13 protein-coding genes, 1 tRNA gene and 2 rRNA genes (1 of these 16 cut by a window edge) are annotated in these 17,219 nt (G+C 61.5%); 11 read left to right on the top strand and 5 right to left on the bottom strand.

Features of this window, described 5'->3' with window-relative positions; genetic code table 11:
* From ACZ52D_RS08895 to ACZ52D_RS08905, 3 genes are all read left to right on the top strand, one after another.
* A 23S ribosomal RNA gene (locus ACZ52D_RS08895) occupies nucleotides 1-1,386 on the top strand (it extends 1,442 nt beyond the left edge of the window).
* A 215-nt stretch (nucleotides 1,387-1,601) separates the two neighbouring features.
* Nucleotides 1,602-1,716 (top strand): 5S ribosomal RNA (gene rrf, locus ACZ52D_RS08900).
* A gap of 123 nt (nucleotides 1,717-1,839) precedes the next feature.
* Nucleotides 1,840-1,916, top strand: a tRNA-Met gene (locus ACZ52D_RS08905).
* Between the two features lie 222 nt (nucleotides 1,917-2,138).
* On the opposite strand, the gene ACZ52D_RS08910 is transcribed toward ACZ52D_RS08905, so the two are convergent.
* Nucleotides 2,139-3,911 (bottom strand): OmpA family protein, encoded by a 1,773-nt coding sequence (locus ACZ52D_RS08910; protein ID WP_464441084.1) that lies wholly within the window; start codon nucleotides 3,909-3,911, stop codon nucleotides 2,139-2,141.
* Nucleotides 3,912-4,173: 262 nt separating this feature from the next.
* Nucleotides 4,174-5,049: a LysR substrate-binding domain-containing protein gene (locus ACZ52D_RS08915; RefSeq protein WP_464441085.1), complete on the bottom strand. Its 876-nt coding sequence runs from the start codon at nucleotides 5,047-5,049 to the stop codon at nucleotides 4,174-4,176.
* 168 nt (nucleotides 5,050-5,217) lie between these two features.
* Here ACZ52D_RS08915 and ACZ52D_RS08920 point away from each other — a divergent pair, with 168 nt between their 5' ends.
* The 3 genes from ACZ52D_RS08920 to ACZ52D_RS08930 are packed head-to-tail and all read left to right on the top strand — an operon-like array spanning nucleotide 5,218 to nucleotide 9,518.
* Nucleotides 5,218-6,873, top strand: coding sequence for a GMC family oxidoreductase (locus tag ACZ52D_RS08920; RefSeq protein ID WP_464441086.1), 1,656 nt, complete (start codon nucleotides 5,218-5,220; stop codon nucleotides 6,871-6,873).
* A complete protein-coding gene (locus ACZ52D_RS08925) occupies nucleotides 6,863-8,071 on the top strand; it encodes a mandelate racemase/muconate lactonizing enzyme family protein (RefSeq protein ID WP_464441087.1) in 1,209 nt (402 codons plus the stop codon). Before ACZ52D_RS08920 ends, ACZ52D_RS08925 begins: the two co-directional genes overlap by 11 nt.
* A 16-nt stretch (nucleotides 8,072-8,087) precedes the next feature.
* Complete coding sequence (locus tag ACZ52D_RS08930; RefSeq protein WP_464441088.1) at nucleotides 8,088-9,518, top strand: aldehyde dehydrogenase family protein; 1,431 nt, start codon at nucleotides 8,088-8,090, stop codon at nucleotides 9,516-9,518.
* Between the two features lie 229 nt (nucleotides 9,519-9,747).
* On the opposite strand, the gene ACZ52D_RS08935 is transcribed toward ACZ52D_RS08930, so the two are convergent.
* The 3 genes from ACZ52D_RS08935 to ACZ52D_RS08945 all read right to left on the bottom strand — a co-directional run bounded on the left by ACZ52D_RS08935 (nucleotide 9,748) and on the right by ACZ52D_RS08945 (nucleotide 12,449).
* Nucleotides 9,748-10,500 carry a class II aldolase and adducin N-terminal domain-containing protein gene (locus ACZ52D_RS08935; protein ID WP_464441089.1) on the bottom strand — a complete coding sequence of 251 codons (753 nt, stop codon included), beginning with the start codon at nucleotides 10,498-10,500 and terminating at the stop codon, nucleotides 9,748-9,750.
* Between the two features lie 5 nt (nucleotides 10,501-10,505).
* Nucleotides 10,506-11,474: an NAD(P)-dependent oxidoreductase gene (locus ACZ52D_RS08940; protein ID WP_464441090.1), complete on the bottom strand. Its 969-nt coding sequence runs from the start codon at nucleotides 11,472-11,474 to the stop codon at nucleotides 10,506-10,508.
* A gap of 183 nt (nucleotides 11,475-11,657) precedes the next feature.
* Nucleotides 11,658-12,449, bottom strand: a complete 792-nt coding sequence (locus ACZ52D_RS08945) for a shikimate dehydrogenase family protein (RefSeq protein WP_464441091.1) — start codon at nucleotides 12,447-12,449, stop codon at nucleotides 11,658-11,660.
* 106 nt (nucleotides 12,450-12,555) lie between these two features.
* Here ACZ52D_RS08945 and ACZ52D_RS08950 point away from each other — a divergent pair, with 106 nt between their 5' ends.
* Genes ACZ52D_RS08950 through ACZ52D_RS08970 form a run of 5 tightly spaced genes read left to right on the top strand, consistent with a single transcriptional unit; the run spans nucleotide 12,556 to nucleotide 17,199 of the window.
* On the top strand, nucleotides 12,556-13,248 hold the full coding sequence (locus ACZ52D_RS08950; protein WP_417475487.1) for a GntR family transcriptional regulator: 693 nt from the start codon (nucleotides 12,556-12,558) through the stop codon (nucleotides 13,246-13,248).
* A gap of 49 nt (nucleotides 13,249-13,297) precedes the next feature.
* Entirely contained in the window at nucleotides 13,298-14,314 is a 1,017-nt protein-coding gene (locus ACZ52D_RS08955; RefSeq protein ID WP_464441092.1) for an ABC transporter substrate-binding protein, read from the top strand.
* Between the two features lie 59 nt (nucleotides 14,315-14,373).
* Nucleotides 14,374-15,141, top strand: coding sequence for an ABC transporter ATP-binding protein (locus tag ACZ52D_RS08960; protein ID WP_222456530.1), 768 nt, complete (start codon nucleotides 14,374-14,376; stop codon nucleotides 15,139-15,141).
* Entirely contained in the window at nucleotides 15,134-15,946 is an 813-nt protein-coding gene (locus ACZ52D_RS08965) for an ABC transporter permease (RefSeq protein ID WP_222456529.1), read from the top strand. The genes ACZ52D_RS08960 and ACZ52D_RS08965 overlap by 8 nt, the downstream gene beginning before the upstream one ends.
* On the top strand, nucleotides 15,943-17,199 hold the full coding sequence (locus ACZ52D_RS08970; RefSeq protein ID WP_464441093.1) for an FAD-dependent oxidoreductase: 1,257 nt from the start codon (nucleotides 15,943-15,945) through the stop codon (nucleotides 17,197-17,199). Before ACZ52D_RS08965 ends, ACZ52D_RS08970 begins: the two co-directional genes overlap by 4 nt.
* The last annotated feature ends 20 nt before the right edge of the window (nucleotides 17,200-17,219 follow it).

Consider the following 17,219-nt stretch of genomic DNA (forward strand, 5'->3'; position numbering starts at 1 on the left):
CGTAGGCGATGGGAACCAGGTTAATATTCCTGGGCCAGGAGGATGTGACGGATTGCAAAGGTAGTTCACTCTTATCGGATTGAGTGGGCTGCTCAGCAGTCCCTGGAAATAGCCCTCCATCAGACCGTACCCTAAACCGACACAGGTGGACTGGTAGAGAATACCAAGGCGCTTGAGAGAACGATGTTGAAGGAACTCGGCAAAATACCTCCGTAAGTTCGCGAGAAGGAGGCCCGGGTTCAAGGCAACTTGGATCCGGGGGCACAAACCAGGGGGTGGCGACTGTTTATTAAAAACACAGGGCTCTGCGAAGTCGCAAGACGACGTATAGGGTCTGACGCCTGCCCGGTGCCTGAAGGTTAAAAGGAGGGGTGAGAGCTCCGAATTGAAGCCCAGGTAAACGGCGGCCGTAACTATAACGGTCCTAAGGTAGCGAAATTCCTTGTCGGGTAAGTTCCGACCTGCACGAATGGCGTAACGACTTCCCCGCTGTCTCCAACATCGACTCAGCGAAATTGAATTGCCTGTCAAGATGCAGGCTTCCCGCGGTTAGACGGAAAGACCCCGTGCACCTTTACTACAGCTTCGCACTGGCATCAGGATTGTGATGTGCAGGATAGGTGGTAGGCATCGAAACCAGAACGCAAGTTCCGGTGGAGCCTCCCTTGAGATACCACCCTTCGCACTCTTGATGTCTAACCGCGGTCCGTTACCCGGATCCGGGACCCTGCGTGGCGGGTAGTTTGACTGGGGCGGTCGCCTCCTAAAGAGTAACGGAGGCGCGCGAAGGTTGGCTCAGAGCGGTCGGAAATCGCTCGTTGAGTGCAATGGCAGAAGCCAGCCTGACTGCAAGACTGACAAGTCGAGCAGAGACGAAAGTCGGCCATAGTGATCCGGTGGTCCCGCGTGGAAGGGCCATCGCTCAACGGATAAAAGGTACGCCGGGGATAACAGGCTGATACTGCCCAAGAGTCCATATCGACGGCAGTGTTTGGCACCTCGATGTCGGCTCATCTCATCCTGGGGCTGGAGCAGGTCCCAAGGGTACGGCTGTTCGCCGTTTAAAGAGGTACGTGAGCTGGGTTTAGAACGTCGTGAGACAGTTCGGTCCCTATCTGCCGTGGGTGTAGGATACTTGAGAGGAGTTGCCCCTAGTACGAGAGGACCGGGGTGAACGATCCACTGGTGGACCTGTTGTTGCGCCAGCAGCAGTGCAGGGTAGCTATGATCGGACAGGATAACCGCTGAAGGCATCTAAGCGGGAAGCCCCCCTCAAAACAAGGTATCCCTGAGGGCCGTGGAAGACCACCACGCCAATAGGCCGGAGGTGTAAGCGCAGCAATGCGTTCAGCTGACCGGTACTAATCGCCCGATAGGCTTGATTTGATCCAGTAACAGACAGTGTTACAGGAAACAGAAAGAAAACCATCCAAAACACAAAACCTGGACAACGTTGATTGTAACCGACGCAGGTTGTTCTGCCTGCCGCCAATCGGCGGTGACATAACAACCCAGCGGCAACGCGCATTTGCTTCGCAAACACGCTGCCTGCCGCTCGCCTGCCTTGCTCCGCAAGGCCGTCGGATTTGGATTTTCCTCGGTTTGGTGGCTACAGCACAAGTGAAACACCCGGTCCCATCCCGAACCCGGAAGTTAAGCACTGTCGCGCCGATGGTACTTGGGCTCAAGCCCTGGGAGAGTAGGTCACCGCCAAACCTAGTAAAATCCAAAACCTCTCTTCAACGATACAAGATTACCCGGAAAACGCGCCGATACGGCAAGTCACCGGATAATAACCGGCCTCAAGTAGCGATCCGCGCGGTAGGCCAAAAAAAGTGTCGCGGGATGGAGCAGCCAGGTAGCTCGTCAGGCTCATAACCTGAAGGTCGCAGGTTCAAATCCTGCTCCCGCAACCAAAGGTCACGACAAAGCCTCCGCAAAAAGCGGGGGCTTCTTCGGTTCAGCGCTCCCCAAAGCCATGAGCCCGGCCAATCCTCCAACAAGTTCAAGCCGATGGCCGCCCGAAGGCGTGGTAGTCGCGGACCGCGCGGATGAATGAAGCGCCAACAGGGCCCTGCTGAATGCAGGGTCCTGAAGTCTTTTTGAGCGAACTTAGAGAGAAAGCTGATTATTGCGGTTCATTGCTCGCCATGCAGCAGCGGGGTGATGCGGCGAACGGCGACACGGCGGTTGGCCCGTTCTGCGGCGGCTGTCTGGACCGCAAGATCCGTTTCACCATAGCCTTGTACAACGAGGTTCTCCGGCGGCACTTCGAAATACTCGCTAAGTGCCAACGCGACGGTTTCTGCCCGACGATCCGACAGCGCGAGGTTATAGGACGCAGCGCCGACGGCATCGGTATGGCCTTCAATCAGGAAGACTTCACGCGGATTCCGGTCGATCATGTCCCGCAGCGCGTTCCCCAGCGCCGCGAGTTCCCGCGCTTCCTCGGGGCGGATCACGGCCGAGCCGGTTTCGAAGTTAATGGAATCCACGTTGATTTCAGGCACCAGGCGCCGCACTGCGTCGATGCCTCGGACTTGCGAGAGGGAGAACCGGCGTTGAGCCGTCGCGGCTTCCTCGGCGGCGAGAGCGGCGGCGAGGTCCTCAGCGTCGACGCTGCGATAGTTGATGACCTTCTTCTCGGTCGTGTCACGTTCCGGCAGATCTTCGACTACCACTTCCTCGACACGCTGGGTGTCGTCGAACAACACGACCGTGCGCCCGTCCGGCAGAATACGGGTGCGACGCAGGACACGGCCATCGGCGGCGCGAATGGTTTCGACCTTGGCGCCGTTTTCGCGTTCCACGACCGTGCGGGTCGAGCCGTCCTTGTAACGGTAAGTGGTGACCTCCGAACCGGGCTGACGCAGAAGGGCGTCGTCATTCTTCAGCACCCTGTATTGCCCATTCTGCTCCACCACGGCTCGGTCGCCGGAGTTGCTGACCACCTTTTCACCGGAATTGAGCAATTTGCCGACAGCGAGGGCGCCGAGCCCCAAGAGGGCAGCACGCTGGATGTCCGACAGTCCCTCATCGTCTTCTGCAGGTGCGGCAGCGGCGGCACTGGGCGCGGCAGATTCGTTGACGGACGTTTCGAACTCCTCGTCAGAGCTGCGCGAGTTTTCTTCGGTCACGGTTTCTTCGATCACCTCGGCCTCGGCGGTGGTGTCCGCCTCGGACGAGGTCGCCGCTGCGGCAGCGGCGGCTTCAGACGCAGCCGCGACCGCGTCTGCCTGGGCTTGACTGTCTACGGGCTGCAATTCCTGGCCGTCCGTTTCCGACTGCTCGACTTTCATCTCGTCTTCGTTCTGCGAAGCGTCTGTGGCTTGCGCCTCACCTGCGTCGGCTGACCCCGCATCTTCGGTGGACTGCTCGGAAGAACCTGTGGCCTCGGTCGTTTCAGTGGCTTCGGTTTCTGCTTCTGCTTCTGCTTCCACTTCAGTCTCAGTCTCAGTCTCAGTCTCAGTCTCTGCCGAAGCTGTATTTGCTTCGCTTGTGGCGTCCTCGCCTACCTGGGCCTGTGCGTCGGTCTGTTGTGTTGCCGAGGTGGTGTCGTCGTTCGACGCGGTGGCTTCGGCTCCGGTGTCAGTCGAGGTTTCTGCTTCAACTTGGGCGTCGGAGGAGGTGCCTTCCTCTTCCAGGATCTCGGCTGTTGCGTCTACATCTGCGCCCAAAACAGCGACGGACTGCAGGTTTTCAGGCAGAAGCTCATCGAAAGCGCCGTTGCCGTAGGTCTCGCAAAACTGGGCGATCGGCCCGCGTTTCTGGGCGACCTCCTCGCCTGCGTCGAGCTTGCGCTCGCGACGGTCCGCCCGCTTCTTGCACTTGCCAACCAGGTCCGAGATTTCCGCTTCGGTCATTGCCGAGATGTCGATTGGCGCGCGTTTGCCCTGCGAGATGGCAGGCACGGGCACTGCAAGAGACAACATAACCGCAAGGGCGGTGGTCGATTTGAAAGGTCCGGTCTTCATGTTTGCTCCCTTCCTGAACACGCAGTTCGAGTTTGAGAGACAACGCCCGAGCGAGGGATAGGTTGCATCACTGCTATGAAATGCGCGGAGTTTTGCTGCCGCGCGCACTTCATCTCGGAATGGACAGCCCGATATCTCCCGCCGAACTTACGCCGACATCAGATCGAACAGTGGGGCCGGAGAGGTGTCGCCCCCGAGATCAGGTTTCATTCATCAGCCACTGGCGGAAGGCTTCCATCTCGGCTCGCCCGGCGGGGCCATCGCGCATGACAAGGTAGTAGGCTTCGCGGATCGGCAGGCTGAATTCAAAGGGGGAGACCAGAACGCCGCGTGCCTCGAATGGTTTCGTAAAGCTTTTGTGGATGAGCGCGGTTCCAAACCCTGCGGTGATGGTTTGCAGGGCAATCAGGGACGAGTCCGCCGTCAGCCAGACCGGAGGCTCGGGGAAGTCCAGGCCGAAGCGGTCCGAGAGCCGTCGCCATTCCAATTCGGAGCCGAGAACAGGAACGGTCCCCGCGGAAAGAAGGTCCCGCACATCGGGTGTGTCCCCAAAGCTCTGCAAATGTTCGGGGTGGCAAACCAGCGTTGCCACTTCGTCTCCCAGTTTCCAGATATCGGTTTCGTTCCAATGGCCCGTGCCATAGCGGATATCGATATCAATGGCTTCTGGATCCATCCGGTCGGACCAGACGGCGGTGGACAGGACCACCTCGATTTCCGGGTGCAAGTCGTGGAAGGCCTTCAGGCGCGGCGAGAGCACGAGTGCAGCATAGCTGATCGACGCCCGGATGCGGATCTTGCGCTTGCGGCTGACGGTGAACAATCCCTCAGTGGCGTCCTTCATCTCGGCAAAAGACTTGCGAATGGGCAGCGCGTAGGCCTGTCCCATGTCCGTCAGCTCGACCCCCCGCGGAAGACGGCGAAACAAGGGGACGTTCAGGTATTGCTCCAAGAGACGGATCTGCTGGCTGACAGCGGCAGGGGTCAGGTTCAACTCGACCGCGGCGTCAGAGAAACTGCTGTGCCGGGCGGCGGCTTCGAAGGCTCTGAGCCAGGTCACATGAGGCAATCGCATGGGGTGGCTTCCATCTTGCAGGGTGATTTCTTCATCATGCACACCCCGGCAGCAATGTGGATAGCGTGACCCGATAATTGAACCGCCCCTTTGGCGAAAGATCCGTTGTTTGTCACCGCCCACCGCGATCCCCCAAAACGAGCGGGTATCGCAAGGGAGCGTATCGGGATGTCTTCCCCCTCGTATGATTACATTGTCGTTGGTGCCGGGTCTGCTGGATGCGCGCTGGTTGAGCGACTGACGCGAGATGGCCGCACGCGCGTGCTGCTGATCGAGGCAGGCGGATCGGATCGGCGCTTCTGGATCAAGGTGCCTATCGGCTATGGCGTTAATTTTGCCAATCCGCGCCTCAACTGGAGCTACCACGCAGAGCCGGACGACAGCTTGAACGGTCGCCGTGTCTACTGGCCGCGCGGCAAGGTGATCGGCGGGTCGAGCTCGATCAATGCGATGGCGTACATGCGGGGGCTTCCGCATGATTTCGACGATTGGGCCCGTGCGGGGGCCGCTGGATGGGCGTGGAGTGACGTCCGCGCGGCCTATGAAGAAATGGAACGGCATCTGGAACGCGGGGCCGATGGTGCGCTGCGAAGTCACGGTGACGGGCTGCTTGCGGTAAGTGACCTGCAGGACCAGATGTCGCCCTTCTCGGACCGATTTCTTACGGCTGCAGAAGAATGTGGCTGGAGCCGTTGCGACAATCTGAGCACCACAACGGTCGAGGGCGTCGGCTACTACCGAAGCACGGTGCGCAATGGCCTGCGTTGTTCCGCGGCGGATGCTTTTCTCGCGCCAGCACGCGGTCGCGCAAACCTGAGGATCATGAAACACACGCAGGTAGACCGCATCCTCTTTGAGGGGGCGCGGGCAACCGGTGTGCGGCTACGGCACAAAGGCAGGCACCGTGATGTCACCGCGGGACGCGAGGTGATCCTGTGTGCCGGTGCCGTCAATTCGCCCAAGCTGCTGCAGCTGTCCGGCATCGGTCCCGTCCCGCTCTTGCAGGGGCTGGGGCTGGCCGTTCGCTGCGCCATGCCGGAGGTGGGACGAGGTCTGCAGGACCACCTGGCGATATCCCATATGTTCCGGGCCACGACACCGACCCTGAACAACACGTTGGGGCGGTTTTTCCCACGGCTCCGGGCAGGCGTGCAATACTTGGTTCGCCAACGTGGACCGCTGGCGGTGCCTGTCAATCAAGTGGGCGGCTACCTCCGCACGGACCCAGGCAGCGAACACCCGGACATGCAGATCTACTGCAATCCGCTGTCCTACGTCAGTCGGCCGGACGGGCGCCCCGCGCTTGAACGCGAAGCTGGATACCTGCTGAGCGCGCAACTCTGCCGCCCGACCAGTCGCGGAGAGATCATGATCCGCTCTGCCGACCCCAAGGACCCTCCGCTGATACGGCCCAATTCGCTTGCAACCGAATATGACCGCGCCGGTGCGCGCCGGGCCATCGCGGTGATCAACCGGCTCGCCAGCTCCTCGCCCTTGGCCGATGTGACGCGCACCCGTCTGATACCGGCGCCGACCGTGCAGGACACCGACGTGCTGATGGAGGATTTTCGCGCCCGGGCCTCGACCGTCTTTCACCCGACTTCGACCTGCCGGATGGGGAGGGACGCGCGGGAATCGGTGGTGGATGCCCGGTTGCGCGTTCACGGTGTGGCTGGCCTGCGGGTTGTCGACAGCTCGGCCTTTCCGACCGTGACCTCGGGCAACACCAATGCACCGACTATGATGCTGGCAATTCGCGCCGCCGAGATGATCCTCGAGGATGCCGCGGCGACCAGCGAAAAAAGGACATCTTATGCATCTTGAGAAGATCGAAACCTTTGTGTTCGGAAATCCGCCGCCGCGTCATGGCGGGCGCTACTTTGTTTTTGTTCGGCTGACGACGGCCTGTGGCATCAGCGGCGTGGGCGAGATCTACAATGCTACATTCGGCCCGGATCTCGTGGCGGCGATGGCGGTGGACATGTTCCAGCGCCAGTTCGAGGGGGCTGATCCCCACCACATCGAACAGTTGTGGCGGCAGGCCTACGGAGCGGGCTTCACGCAGCGTCCTGACCTCACCGTCGCGGGCGTGTTGAGCGGGCTTGAGATGGCCTGCTGGGACATCATCGGCAAGGCTGCGGATCAACCTGTCCACCAATTGCTGGGCGGCAAGGTGAACCATCGCCTGCGTAGCTATACCTATCTCTATCCTCCGCAGGGCGATGTCTATCCATCGCCGGGCGATCCGAGTGTCTACGACGACCCCGATCTGGCCGCTGAGGTTGCGGTTCAGATGGTGCACAAGGGGTTCACCGCGGTGAAGTTCGACCCAGCCGGCCCCTACACGATCCATGATGGCCACCAGCCACGCATGGCGGATCTCACCCGCTCGGAACAGTTTTGCAGCCGCATCCGCGAAGCCGTAGGCGACCGGGCCGACCTGCTGTTCGGGACCCATGGCCAGTTCACGGTCTCCGGTGCCAAACGCATGGCGCGACGGTTGGAGGCCTATGATCCGCTCTGGTTCGAGGAGCCGATCCCGCCGGAAAATCCGGCGGACATGGCCGAAGTCGCCCGGTTTACGTCGATCCCTGTGGCGGCTGGTGAACGATTGTGCACCAAGCATGAGTTCGCGCGCATGCTGGAGGCCGGTGCGGCCTCGATCCTGCAAATGAACCTCGGTCGCGTCGGCGGGCTATTGGAGGCCAAGAAGATCGCGGGCATGGCGGAGACGCGGTCGGCCCAGATCGCCCCGCATCTCTATTGCGGTCCCGTGGTCGCTGCCGCCAACATCCAACTCGCGGCGTGCAGTCCCAATTTTCTGATCCTGGAAAGCATCGGCACGTTTGAAGGCCCCTATATGTCCTGTCTCAAGACCGGCATTACCTGGGAGGAGGGCTATGTGATCCCGTCTGATGCGCCCGGTCTTGGGGTTGAGCTCGACGATGCGGCCATCGCGGCATTGCCCTATTGCGACAGCGCCTTGCACCTGACGATGGAAACCCAACCGGTAACCCCCTGAACAACTGAGGCAGACGATGCAACAGCTCGACAAATTCTACATCGGTGGCGCCTGGGTCACTCCGGATGGAGACCGGACCATGCCCATCAAGAACCCCGCCGACAACAGCCATGTCGGCACGCTGACGCTGGGAAGCGTTGCGGACGTGGATCGTGCGGTGACGGCAGCCAGAGAAGCCTTTCAGAGCTTCTCGCGCACGCGCAAAGAGGAGCGTCTCGCTTTGTTGCGCAGCCTGCTTGAGGTCACGCGCCGTCGTCAGGGGGATCTGGCCCGGGCGATCACCACGGAAATGGGAGCGCCTGCGACCATGTCTCACGACGTGCAGGCCGAGAGCGGTATTGGGCATCTCGTTTCCTTCATCGAGGCGCTGGAGAAGTTGGCCGAAGAGGAAGTTATGCCCAATGGGGATATTCTGACCCGCGAGCCAATCGGCGTGGTTGGCATGATCACGCCCTGGAACTGGCCAATCAATCAGATCGCTCTCAAGGTGATTCCTGCCCTAGCTACAGGGGCAACCTGCGTGTTGAAACCATCGGAGCATACGCCGCTTTCGGCTAATCTATATGCGGAGATCGTAGCGGAAGCAGGGTACCCGGCCGGGGTCTTCAATCTTGTACACGGGGATGGTCCTGTGGTGGGGGCGGCTATCGCGGCGCATCCGGATGTTGCCATGGTCTCTTTTACCGGGTCGACGCGGGCCGGGATCGAAGTCTCTCGCGTTGCGGCAGCCGGGATCAAGCGCGTGACGCTGGAACTTGGGGGGAAATCGCCCAACCTGGTTTTTGCGGACTGCGATCTGGAGCAGAGAATTGCGGAAGGTGTTGCCGAGTGTTTCGATAACACCGGCCAGTCCTGCAATGCACCGACACGGATGCTGGTGGAACGGTCCTGCTATGACCGCGCCCTGGAACTGGCCCGTGCTGCCGCCGAGGCGCAGAAAGTGGGGGACCCGGCACGGGAGGGCGATCACATCGGCCCCTTGTTTGACGAGATCCAATTCCACCGCGTGCAGGAAATGATCAAGGCGGGTATCGACGAGGGGGCGACCCTGCTGGCGGGTGGTCTGGGCAAGCCTGCGGGGCTGGAGCAGGGGTGGTATGTCCGTCCCACGGTCTTTGCGGATGTCGAAAACCATATGCGAATTGCGCGTGAGGAAATCTTTGGCCCCGTTCTGGTGATGATCCCCTTCGACACAGAAGCAGAAGCTATCGTCATCGCCAATGATACCGAGTACGGGCTGGCGGCCTACATTCAGACCGGCGACAGGGCGAGAGCAGCCCGCGTCGCGCGCCAGCTTCGGGCGGGCGTGATTTCGATCAACGGGCGCGGGACGGCATATGGCTCCCCGTTCGGGGGATACAAGAAGTCAGGCAACGGTCGGGAAGGCGGTATCTTCGGGTTGGAAGATTATCTGGAGCTGAAAGTTCAGCCGCCATTCGTCACCTGAGACATCCTGTAGCCCTTACGCCGGGCATGAAGCGCAACAGGCTCGGCGTGATGACGCCGAGCCTTCGGTTGAGTTAACCGAAAGCCATAAAGCCGTACCCTGCACCGCTGTTTGTGCTGTGCCGCCCGACTTGTTTCCCAATGCCCTTGGCTTAGCAGCGGACCGCGTCTTTGGTGCACCCAAGAAGGAGGACAGCCCGCAAGGGGGGCACAGCGCACTGAGTTTGCCGTCAGGTGGCGTAGTCCGCGTTTTCATGGTCGAGGATTTCGCGGATGGCCGCCAGATGCGCGGCGGCCTGTCCGGGGTAATCCTCGAGTTCGCGTGCAGTTTTCTCGGCAATGTCGGGCGGGATCAGGCGCAGGGGTTGCCCGGTCTGGAGAGCGCGGATGTAGGTTTCTGCCGCGCGTTCAAAGTAGTAAAGGCGATTGAAGGCATCGCCGACATTGTCGCCAAGGACAAGAACCCCGTGATTGCCCATGATCATGACCTTCTTGGACGGGTCGGTCAGCAAGGTGGCGCAACGCTCCCCTTCGTCCTCGAAAGCCAACCCGCCAAACTGCTCATCGATCACGACGCGGTTGTAAAAGGTGGCCGTGTTCTGGTCGATGGGCGGCAGGCGGCTGTCTGCAAGGGAGGCCAGAACGGTCGCGTGGATCGAATGGGCGTGCATGACGCACCGCGCGTGCGGGCAACGCCGGTGAACGGCACCGTGCAGCCCCCAGGCGGTTGGGTCCGGGGCCATGGGGCGGCTGAGGGTTTCGGGATCATTGGCGTCCAGCAGCAGCAAGTCCGAGGCGCGGATGCGCGAAAAATGCGCCTGGTTGGGATTAATAAGGAATTGGGTGCCGTCATCATTGACGGCGAGGCTGAAATGATTGGCCACCGCCTCGTGCATGTTCAGGCGCGCCGTCCAACGAAAGGCGGCGGCCAAATCGGTGCGCTCCTGCCAATAGCTCAGGTTCGATCCGGACGTATCGGGCATGGTGGTTACTCCGCTGCGACAGGACGTTGTGCGCCGGGAGGGAAGACCTCATAGCCCGGCTCTTCGGGTTCGTCGTCCACCAGCTCGGCGGGGAAACCGTCAGCAAGGACTGACAGGCCGGTTGCTTCTTCCAGACGGCGAATGATGTCATCGGTGTTGGCGCGGGTGCCATACCGAGCCTGCCCATCCTTCATGATCTCCACAATCATGGGTGATATCTCCAGCGGCACGTTGGCGCGTTGGGCGATCGCCTCGAACAAGCCGAGATCCTTCAGGATCAGGTCCATGGTGAAATTCACGTCACGCGACCCGTTCAGGATCAGCTGGCTCTCTGTTTCATGCACGAAGCTGTTTCCGGAGGATATCCTGATGGCTTCATAGGTCGTGGCCAAATCGATTCCGGCCGCCTTCATGGTCACCAAGGCTTCGCAGCATGTAAGAAGATTCGCAGTGGCGAGGTAGTTGGTCATCACCTTGAGCGTCGAAGCCGTGCCGACGGGGCCAGTATGCAAAACCCTTCGGCCAAGGCAGGTCAGCAGGGGAAGAACCGTCTCGAAGGTGGGGCGTTCGCAGCCTGCAAAGATAGAGATATTGCCGGTATCCGCCCGATGACAGCCGCCTGAGACGGGGCAATCGACAGCCGCGCCGCCTTTATCCTCTACCAGAGCGGCAAGGCGTCGGATCTCGGCCTCATCCGTTGTCGACATTTCGAGCCAGATCTTCCCCGGGCCGACTTCCGGCAGCATTTCATCCATGACGGCAGCGGAGGCGCTGGGCGAGGGCAGGCAGGTTATCACCACGTCGCTTTGACGCATCAGCGCCACAGGGGTCTCCGCCGTACCTGCTCCGCGGGCCGCGAAATTGTCCATCAATTCCGCCTTTTGGTCCATCACAGTGAGGTCGAAGCCGTTGCGCAGGAGACTACCGGCCAGTTTGCCTCCCACATTGCCGAGGCCGATGAATCCAACTTTCATGTCGTGCTCCCATACGCTGATGCCATCTGGCGCAAGGGTGCCAAGTTTTCAGGACTGAGAGAAGCGATGGATTCGCATGCTCAGGGTCCCTTCTTGTTGTATCAGGAGAACGCGCCAGGTGAGCCACAGCGGACTGTGGCCCTCTGCAGCGCATTCAAGTCGCGCGGGGCAACAGGACGACGTTCAGGTCGGCTCTAACCCGAGAAAGCTGCGCATCCGGCTCGCCTGGCATTTCGCCATATCCCTGCCAGTCACGGCGGCAACACCTGCCTGGCGGGCCATACGCAGCAACTCGGTTTCTTCTGGCTCGGTCAGGGCGTCTGCCACACAACGCGCATTTGAAATCAGGTCTTGCGTGAAGGGGGGCGGGGCGATGGCGGGACTTCCAGCAGGGGACGCATTTATTACAATGTCTGCCTTGGCCGGGAGAGATGTGGAAACCGGAACGTTCAGAACCAGGGAAAGTTTCTCCGCCAAGTTCGACGCCTGCGTGGGATCAATGTCGATGACGGCGATGCTGTAAGCGCCACGTTGTGCAGCCTCGATCGCGATGGCGCCACCCGCTGCGCCAGCACCGCATATCACAACGGCGCTATGTGCGACGCTGATGCCCTTGTGCTCGATCGCATCCAGCATGCCGTGGCCGTCGAACATATCTCCGATCAGGTCTCCGGTTTCCGTCAGGCGGAAGGAATTTGCCACGCCAAGACTCCGCGCGGTTTCGGAGAGACGGTCACACATCTGCGCGAGGGCGGCCTTGTGGGGAGTGGTGCTGAGGAACCCCGGCACGTTCCGTGCCTGCCTTGCCCATGCAACGAACGGCTCAAGCCCGGTGGCTGGAAGGTCGAGGGGAACGCTGATCGCGTCCTGACCTCTATCGAGAAAAACTGCGTTCCATATCGCAGGGGTTGCTACCTGTGCCACGGGATCTCCCAAGATTGGGATCACCTGTGTCGCGCTCCGGTTCGTCTTCATTTTGCTCCCCCCTTGCGATCACAGGACGTCTATTGACGGCTGCTGTTGAACGATTCTAATAATGTTACACATTTTTTGGATCAAGTAACGAAAGGGGCGGTGGAGCGTGTTCGGTCGCAAGCCTCAGAAGACAAATTCGCAGACCGTGGTTTCGGTTGTCGCGGCATCGCTGCGTCGGGACATTGCCTTTGGCGATCTTGCTCCGGATTCCAAGTTGAAGATCGAAGCGCTGCGCAGCCGCTACGGTGGGTCGAACCATTCCGTGCGCGAAGCGCTGACACAGCTGGCGTCGGAAGGGCTTGTGGAGGCGACGGCGCAGCGGGGGTTCCGGGTGGCGTCGGCCACGCAGGCGGATCTTCAGGATATCATCAAACTGCGCGCCGAACTGGAGCCGCTGGCCCTGAAATGGTCGTTGCAAAATTCTGACATCGCTTGGGAGGGGAGGCTGGTTGCCGCGCTGCATGCGACCGAACGCGCAACCGAAAGCCTGCTGCAAGATCCCGATGGCGCCGTGATGATGTGGGACGAAGCGGCGAGGGAGTTGCACCAGGAGGCGATGTCGGCCTGTGGTTCGCCGCGGATGATCCGCGTGCTTGGCCAGCTTTATGATCAATCCCGGCGCTTTCGCCTGGCGGCGCTGCGCGAAGGGCGCTGCGATCCGCGTGAGCTGAGCCGCCTGCGCAGCGGCATGGTCGCTGCCATTCTTGCAAAGGATGCCGACACTGCAACCGAGCATCTTATCCGCGATATCCGGCATGAGCTGGACGCGTCGCAAGCTCGGGGAAATGGCAACACGTGAAAAGCTGCGCCCCGTCCGGGGCGCAAACTTCAGAGGAGGAGGAACTCAGATGAAAACCCTTACCAGGCGCGCCACGCTGGCCGCCCTTGGCGGCGCGCTGGCGACACCCTATCTGGTGCGCTCGGCGCGGGCCGGAACCGCGGTGAACCTTGGCGCGCTGCGCTTTGTCAGCCACGCGCCCAGCTACATCGCCTATGAGCGCGGCTACTTCAAAGAGGCCGGGCTGGACGTCAGCTTTGACTTTTTCGAGGCCGCGCAGCCGATGGCAGTCGCCATTGCCTCGGGCGATACCGACTATGCGATGACCGCGATTTCGGGCGGTCTGATCTCGCTGGCCGACAAGGGCGTTGCCAAGGTGATCGGCGGCGCGTTGTCCGAGGAAAAAGGCATCTCCGGCCAGAAGATCCTCGCCTCCAACGCGGCCTATGAGGCGGGCCTGCAAAGTCCCGCGGACCTGGACGGCAAGACGTTCGGCATGACCCAGGCGGGCTCGTCTTTCCACTACATGGGCTCGCGCATTGCCGCGGCAGAGAACGCCAAGCTGAAGTTCAAACCGCTGCAGAAGACCGGCGCGGTGATTGGCGCCATCAAGTCCGGCCAGATCGACGCCTGGTCGATCGTGCCGCATATTGCCAAGCCGCTGGCCGATGCCGGTGCGGTCAAGATCATCGGCGAGGTCGCGGACTACATCCCCGATTACCAGGTGACGACGGTCTTCACCTCGGCGCAGAACGCGGCCAATGAAACCGAGCAGACCCGCGCTTTCCTCGCGGCGCTGGCCCGCGGTGCGGATGATTTCAACGCCGCGTTGGTCGACAAGACCGCAGAGCAGGACGAGCAGGAAGCCATCATCGCGCTGCTGGCCGCGCACATTTATCCCGACCGCGCGCTGGAAGACGCCCGCGGGCCGATCGTGAACGGTGCGATGCGCATCAATCCGGGCCTGTCGCTGAACCGTACGTCGGTCAAGGACCAGCTCGACTGGTTCAAATCGGAAGGTCTGGTGAAATCCAGCGTCGAATACGAGACGCTGGTGGACGAGAGCTACGTCGAAGCCCGCGCCTGATCCCAATTGTCCGGTTGCCCGCCCAAAGGCGGCCGGACGCCCTGCCATCGGAAGTATCTATGGAACTCAGACTCGAAGGGGTCTCGCATCGCTATGGCGATGTCGAGGTGATCCGCAATATTGACCTCTCCATCCCGAAGGGGCGCATTGTCTGCATCGTCGGCCCCTCCGGCTGCGGCAAGTCCACCCTGCTGCGCTTCCTCGGCGGGCTGGAACGCCCCACCGAAGGGGTGGTCAGCCAGGTCGGCCAGCCGCCAAGCGACAGCATCAACCCGTTGACCTACGTGTTCCAGGATTTCGCGCTGTTGCCGTGGCGCACGGTGGAAGGGAATATATCGCTGATCCTCTCCGACCACGGCGTGCCGACAAAGCGGGCCAACGCGATCATCGAGGATGTGCTCGCGCGCACCAAGCTGAGCGATTTCCGCAAGGCGCTGCCCAAGCAGCTGTCCGGCGGCATGAAGCAGCGGGTGGCGATCGCCCGCGCACTGGCGGTGAATCCCGCGGTGCTCTTGATGGATGAACCTCTGTCCGCGCTCGACAGCCAGACCCGCGAGCTGCTGATGGATGATCTGGTGGATCTGTGGACCAAATCGCCTTTCACCGCAGTCTATGTGACCCACAACCTGGCCGAGGCGGTGCGCCTCGGCCATCAGGTTGTCGTGCTGTCGCGCCGTCCCGGCGCCATCAACGAGGTGATCGAGATCGACACCCCGCTTGCAGAGCGTCGCGCCAACGACCCTGAACTGGAACGCACGCAGCAGCATCTTTGGGCGCTGATGCGCGCCGAGGCTGAGGCTGCAGATATGGAATTGATCGATGACTGACAGCGCAACCGAGACCTCAGACGTCCGCCCGGTGGAATTCCGGGGCGGCGGTTTCCGTCCGTCATCGCCCCGCTGGGTGGGGTTGGTCGTGTTTATCGTCCTGATTGCCTTGCTGGAATGGGGAACGCGTGCGGGCTTTATCTCTTCGCTGACGGTGCCGCGCCCGTCGGACGTATTCCTGACATTGTGGGATCTGGCCGCATCCGGCGCCTTGTGGACCAACCTGGCCCCGTCGCTGATGAGGCTTCTGGTCGGCGGCAGCATCGGTGCCGTTGCCGGTATCACCGTCGGCGTGATGATTGGCCTGTTTTCGTTTGTTCGGGCCGGGCTCGTCCCCCTTGTGGCGGCGATATTCCCGATCCCCAAGATCGCCCTGCTCCCGCTGTTCGTGATCTGGTTCGGCATTGACGAGGCGTCGAAATACGCGCTGATCGCCTTTGGCACCTTCACACCAACCGTTGTTGCCACCTATGGCGCGGTCGACAACGTCGACCGGTCGCTGATCCGGATGGGCCAGAGCTTTGGCCTGCGCTGGTCGACGGTGGTGCTGCGGATCGTGCTGCCCGGCGCCATGCCCGGCATCCTGTCCGGGCTGCGTGTCAGCTTGGCCATCGCGATCATCCTGCTGGTGGCGGCGGAAATGCTGGGCGCCGAACATGGCATCGGCGCTTACATCCTGCAGGCCGGATCGCTGTACGACCTTGAACGTTTGTTTGCCGGGGTGACGATCCTGTCGCTGCTGGGGGTGCTGCTGTCTACCACCGTGGGGCTGGTGGAAAAGCACGTTCTAGGTTGGCGGACATGAGCCGGAAGACCGAAAGCGAATATGATGTGGTCGTGGCCGGTGGGGGCGCTGCCGGCATCGGGGCGGCGCTCGGCGCTGCCCGCGCAGGCGGCAAGGTATGCCTGGTGGAAAAATACGGCTTTCTCGGCGGCGCGGCGACCACATCGCAGGTTCTGGCCTACTGCGGATTTTTCCAGCAAGGGCCTGAGCCGGTAAAAGCGGTCGGTGGGGCCGGGGATCTGGTGCTGGAGGCCATGCGGGCCTGCGGAATGAATACCGAGGCCCATAATTCCGAAACCACGGGCAACTGGATCATCCTGTTGAACCCCGAGATCGCAAAGCTGGCGTTCGACCGGGTGCTTGCCGATCACGGCGTTGATGTGCTGCTGCACTCTCGTGTCGCCGCCGCAACCAGAACGGCTGACCGCATAGAGGCTGTAACCGTCGCCGGAATGGAGGGCCGCCGAAGGATCATCGCTGAGGGCTTTGTCGATGCGACCGGCGACGCCAATCTGTCCCTCGTGTCTGGTATCACAATGCGTGAGGGCGACATGAACGGCCAGTTGCAGGCCGTCTCTGCCCCGATCCGGATTTCCGGGTTGGATCCGCGGGTCCCCTTTGACCGGGCGGCGATCAAGGCGGCCATCCAGCGTTACAACAAGACCGGCGTCTATCCGATCCGTCGCGAGGATGGCGGCATCTATACGCGCATTCCCGGCACTGGCGACATGTGGTGGATGATTATCGATCTGGCGCTGCCCGACCTCACGTCCGCTAGTTTTACGCGGGCGGAGCGGTGCGCGCGGGAGATGGCGAATGACTATGTGCAGATGTTGCGCGATCACGTGCCGGGGTTCGAGAATTGCTTCTTGGCCCAGTCTGGTCCGCAGATTGGCATTCGTGAAAGCAGGCATCCTGCCACTCGGTATGAGATGACGGCCGAGGATCTCGCCTGCGGGCGGCAACGCCCCGACAGCATCGCCCGGGCGGCGTGGCCCGCAGAATTGCACGGTGAAGCCGGCAAGCCGGTCTATCACCCGGTTGGCGGGCATGGTTACGCCTCGGTTCCACTGGACAGTCTGCGGGCGCGCGACCTCGACAATCTGTTTGTGTCTGGCCGCGTCATCGGGGCCGATCCTGTCGCTTACGGCTCGGTCCGTGTCATGGGGACGGCTTTTGCCACCGGGGAAGCCGCAGGCATCGCCGCAACAATGGCGACCGTAGACGGGGAGCGCGTTGGTGCGCAGGTGCGCCGCCTCGGGGGACTGACCTGACCATGTTCCGACGCATCCTC

This window comes from Leisingera sp. S2M4, assembly GCF_055398055.1.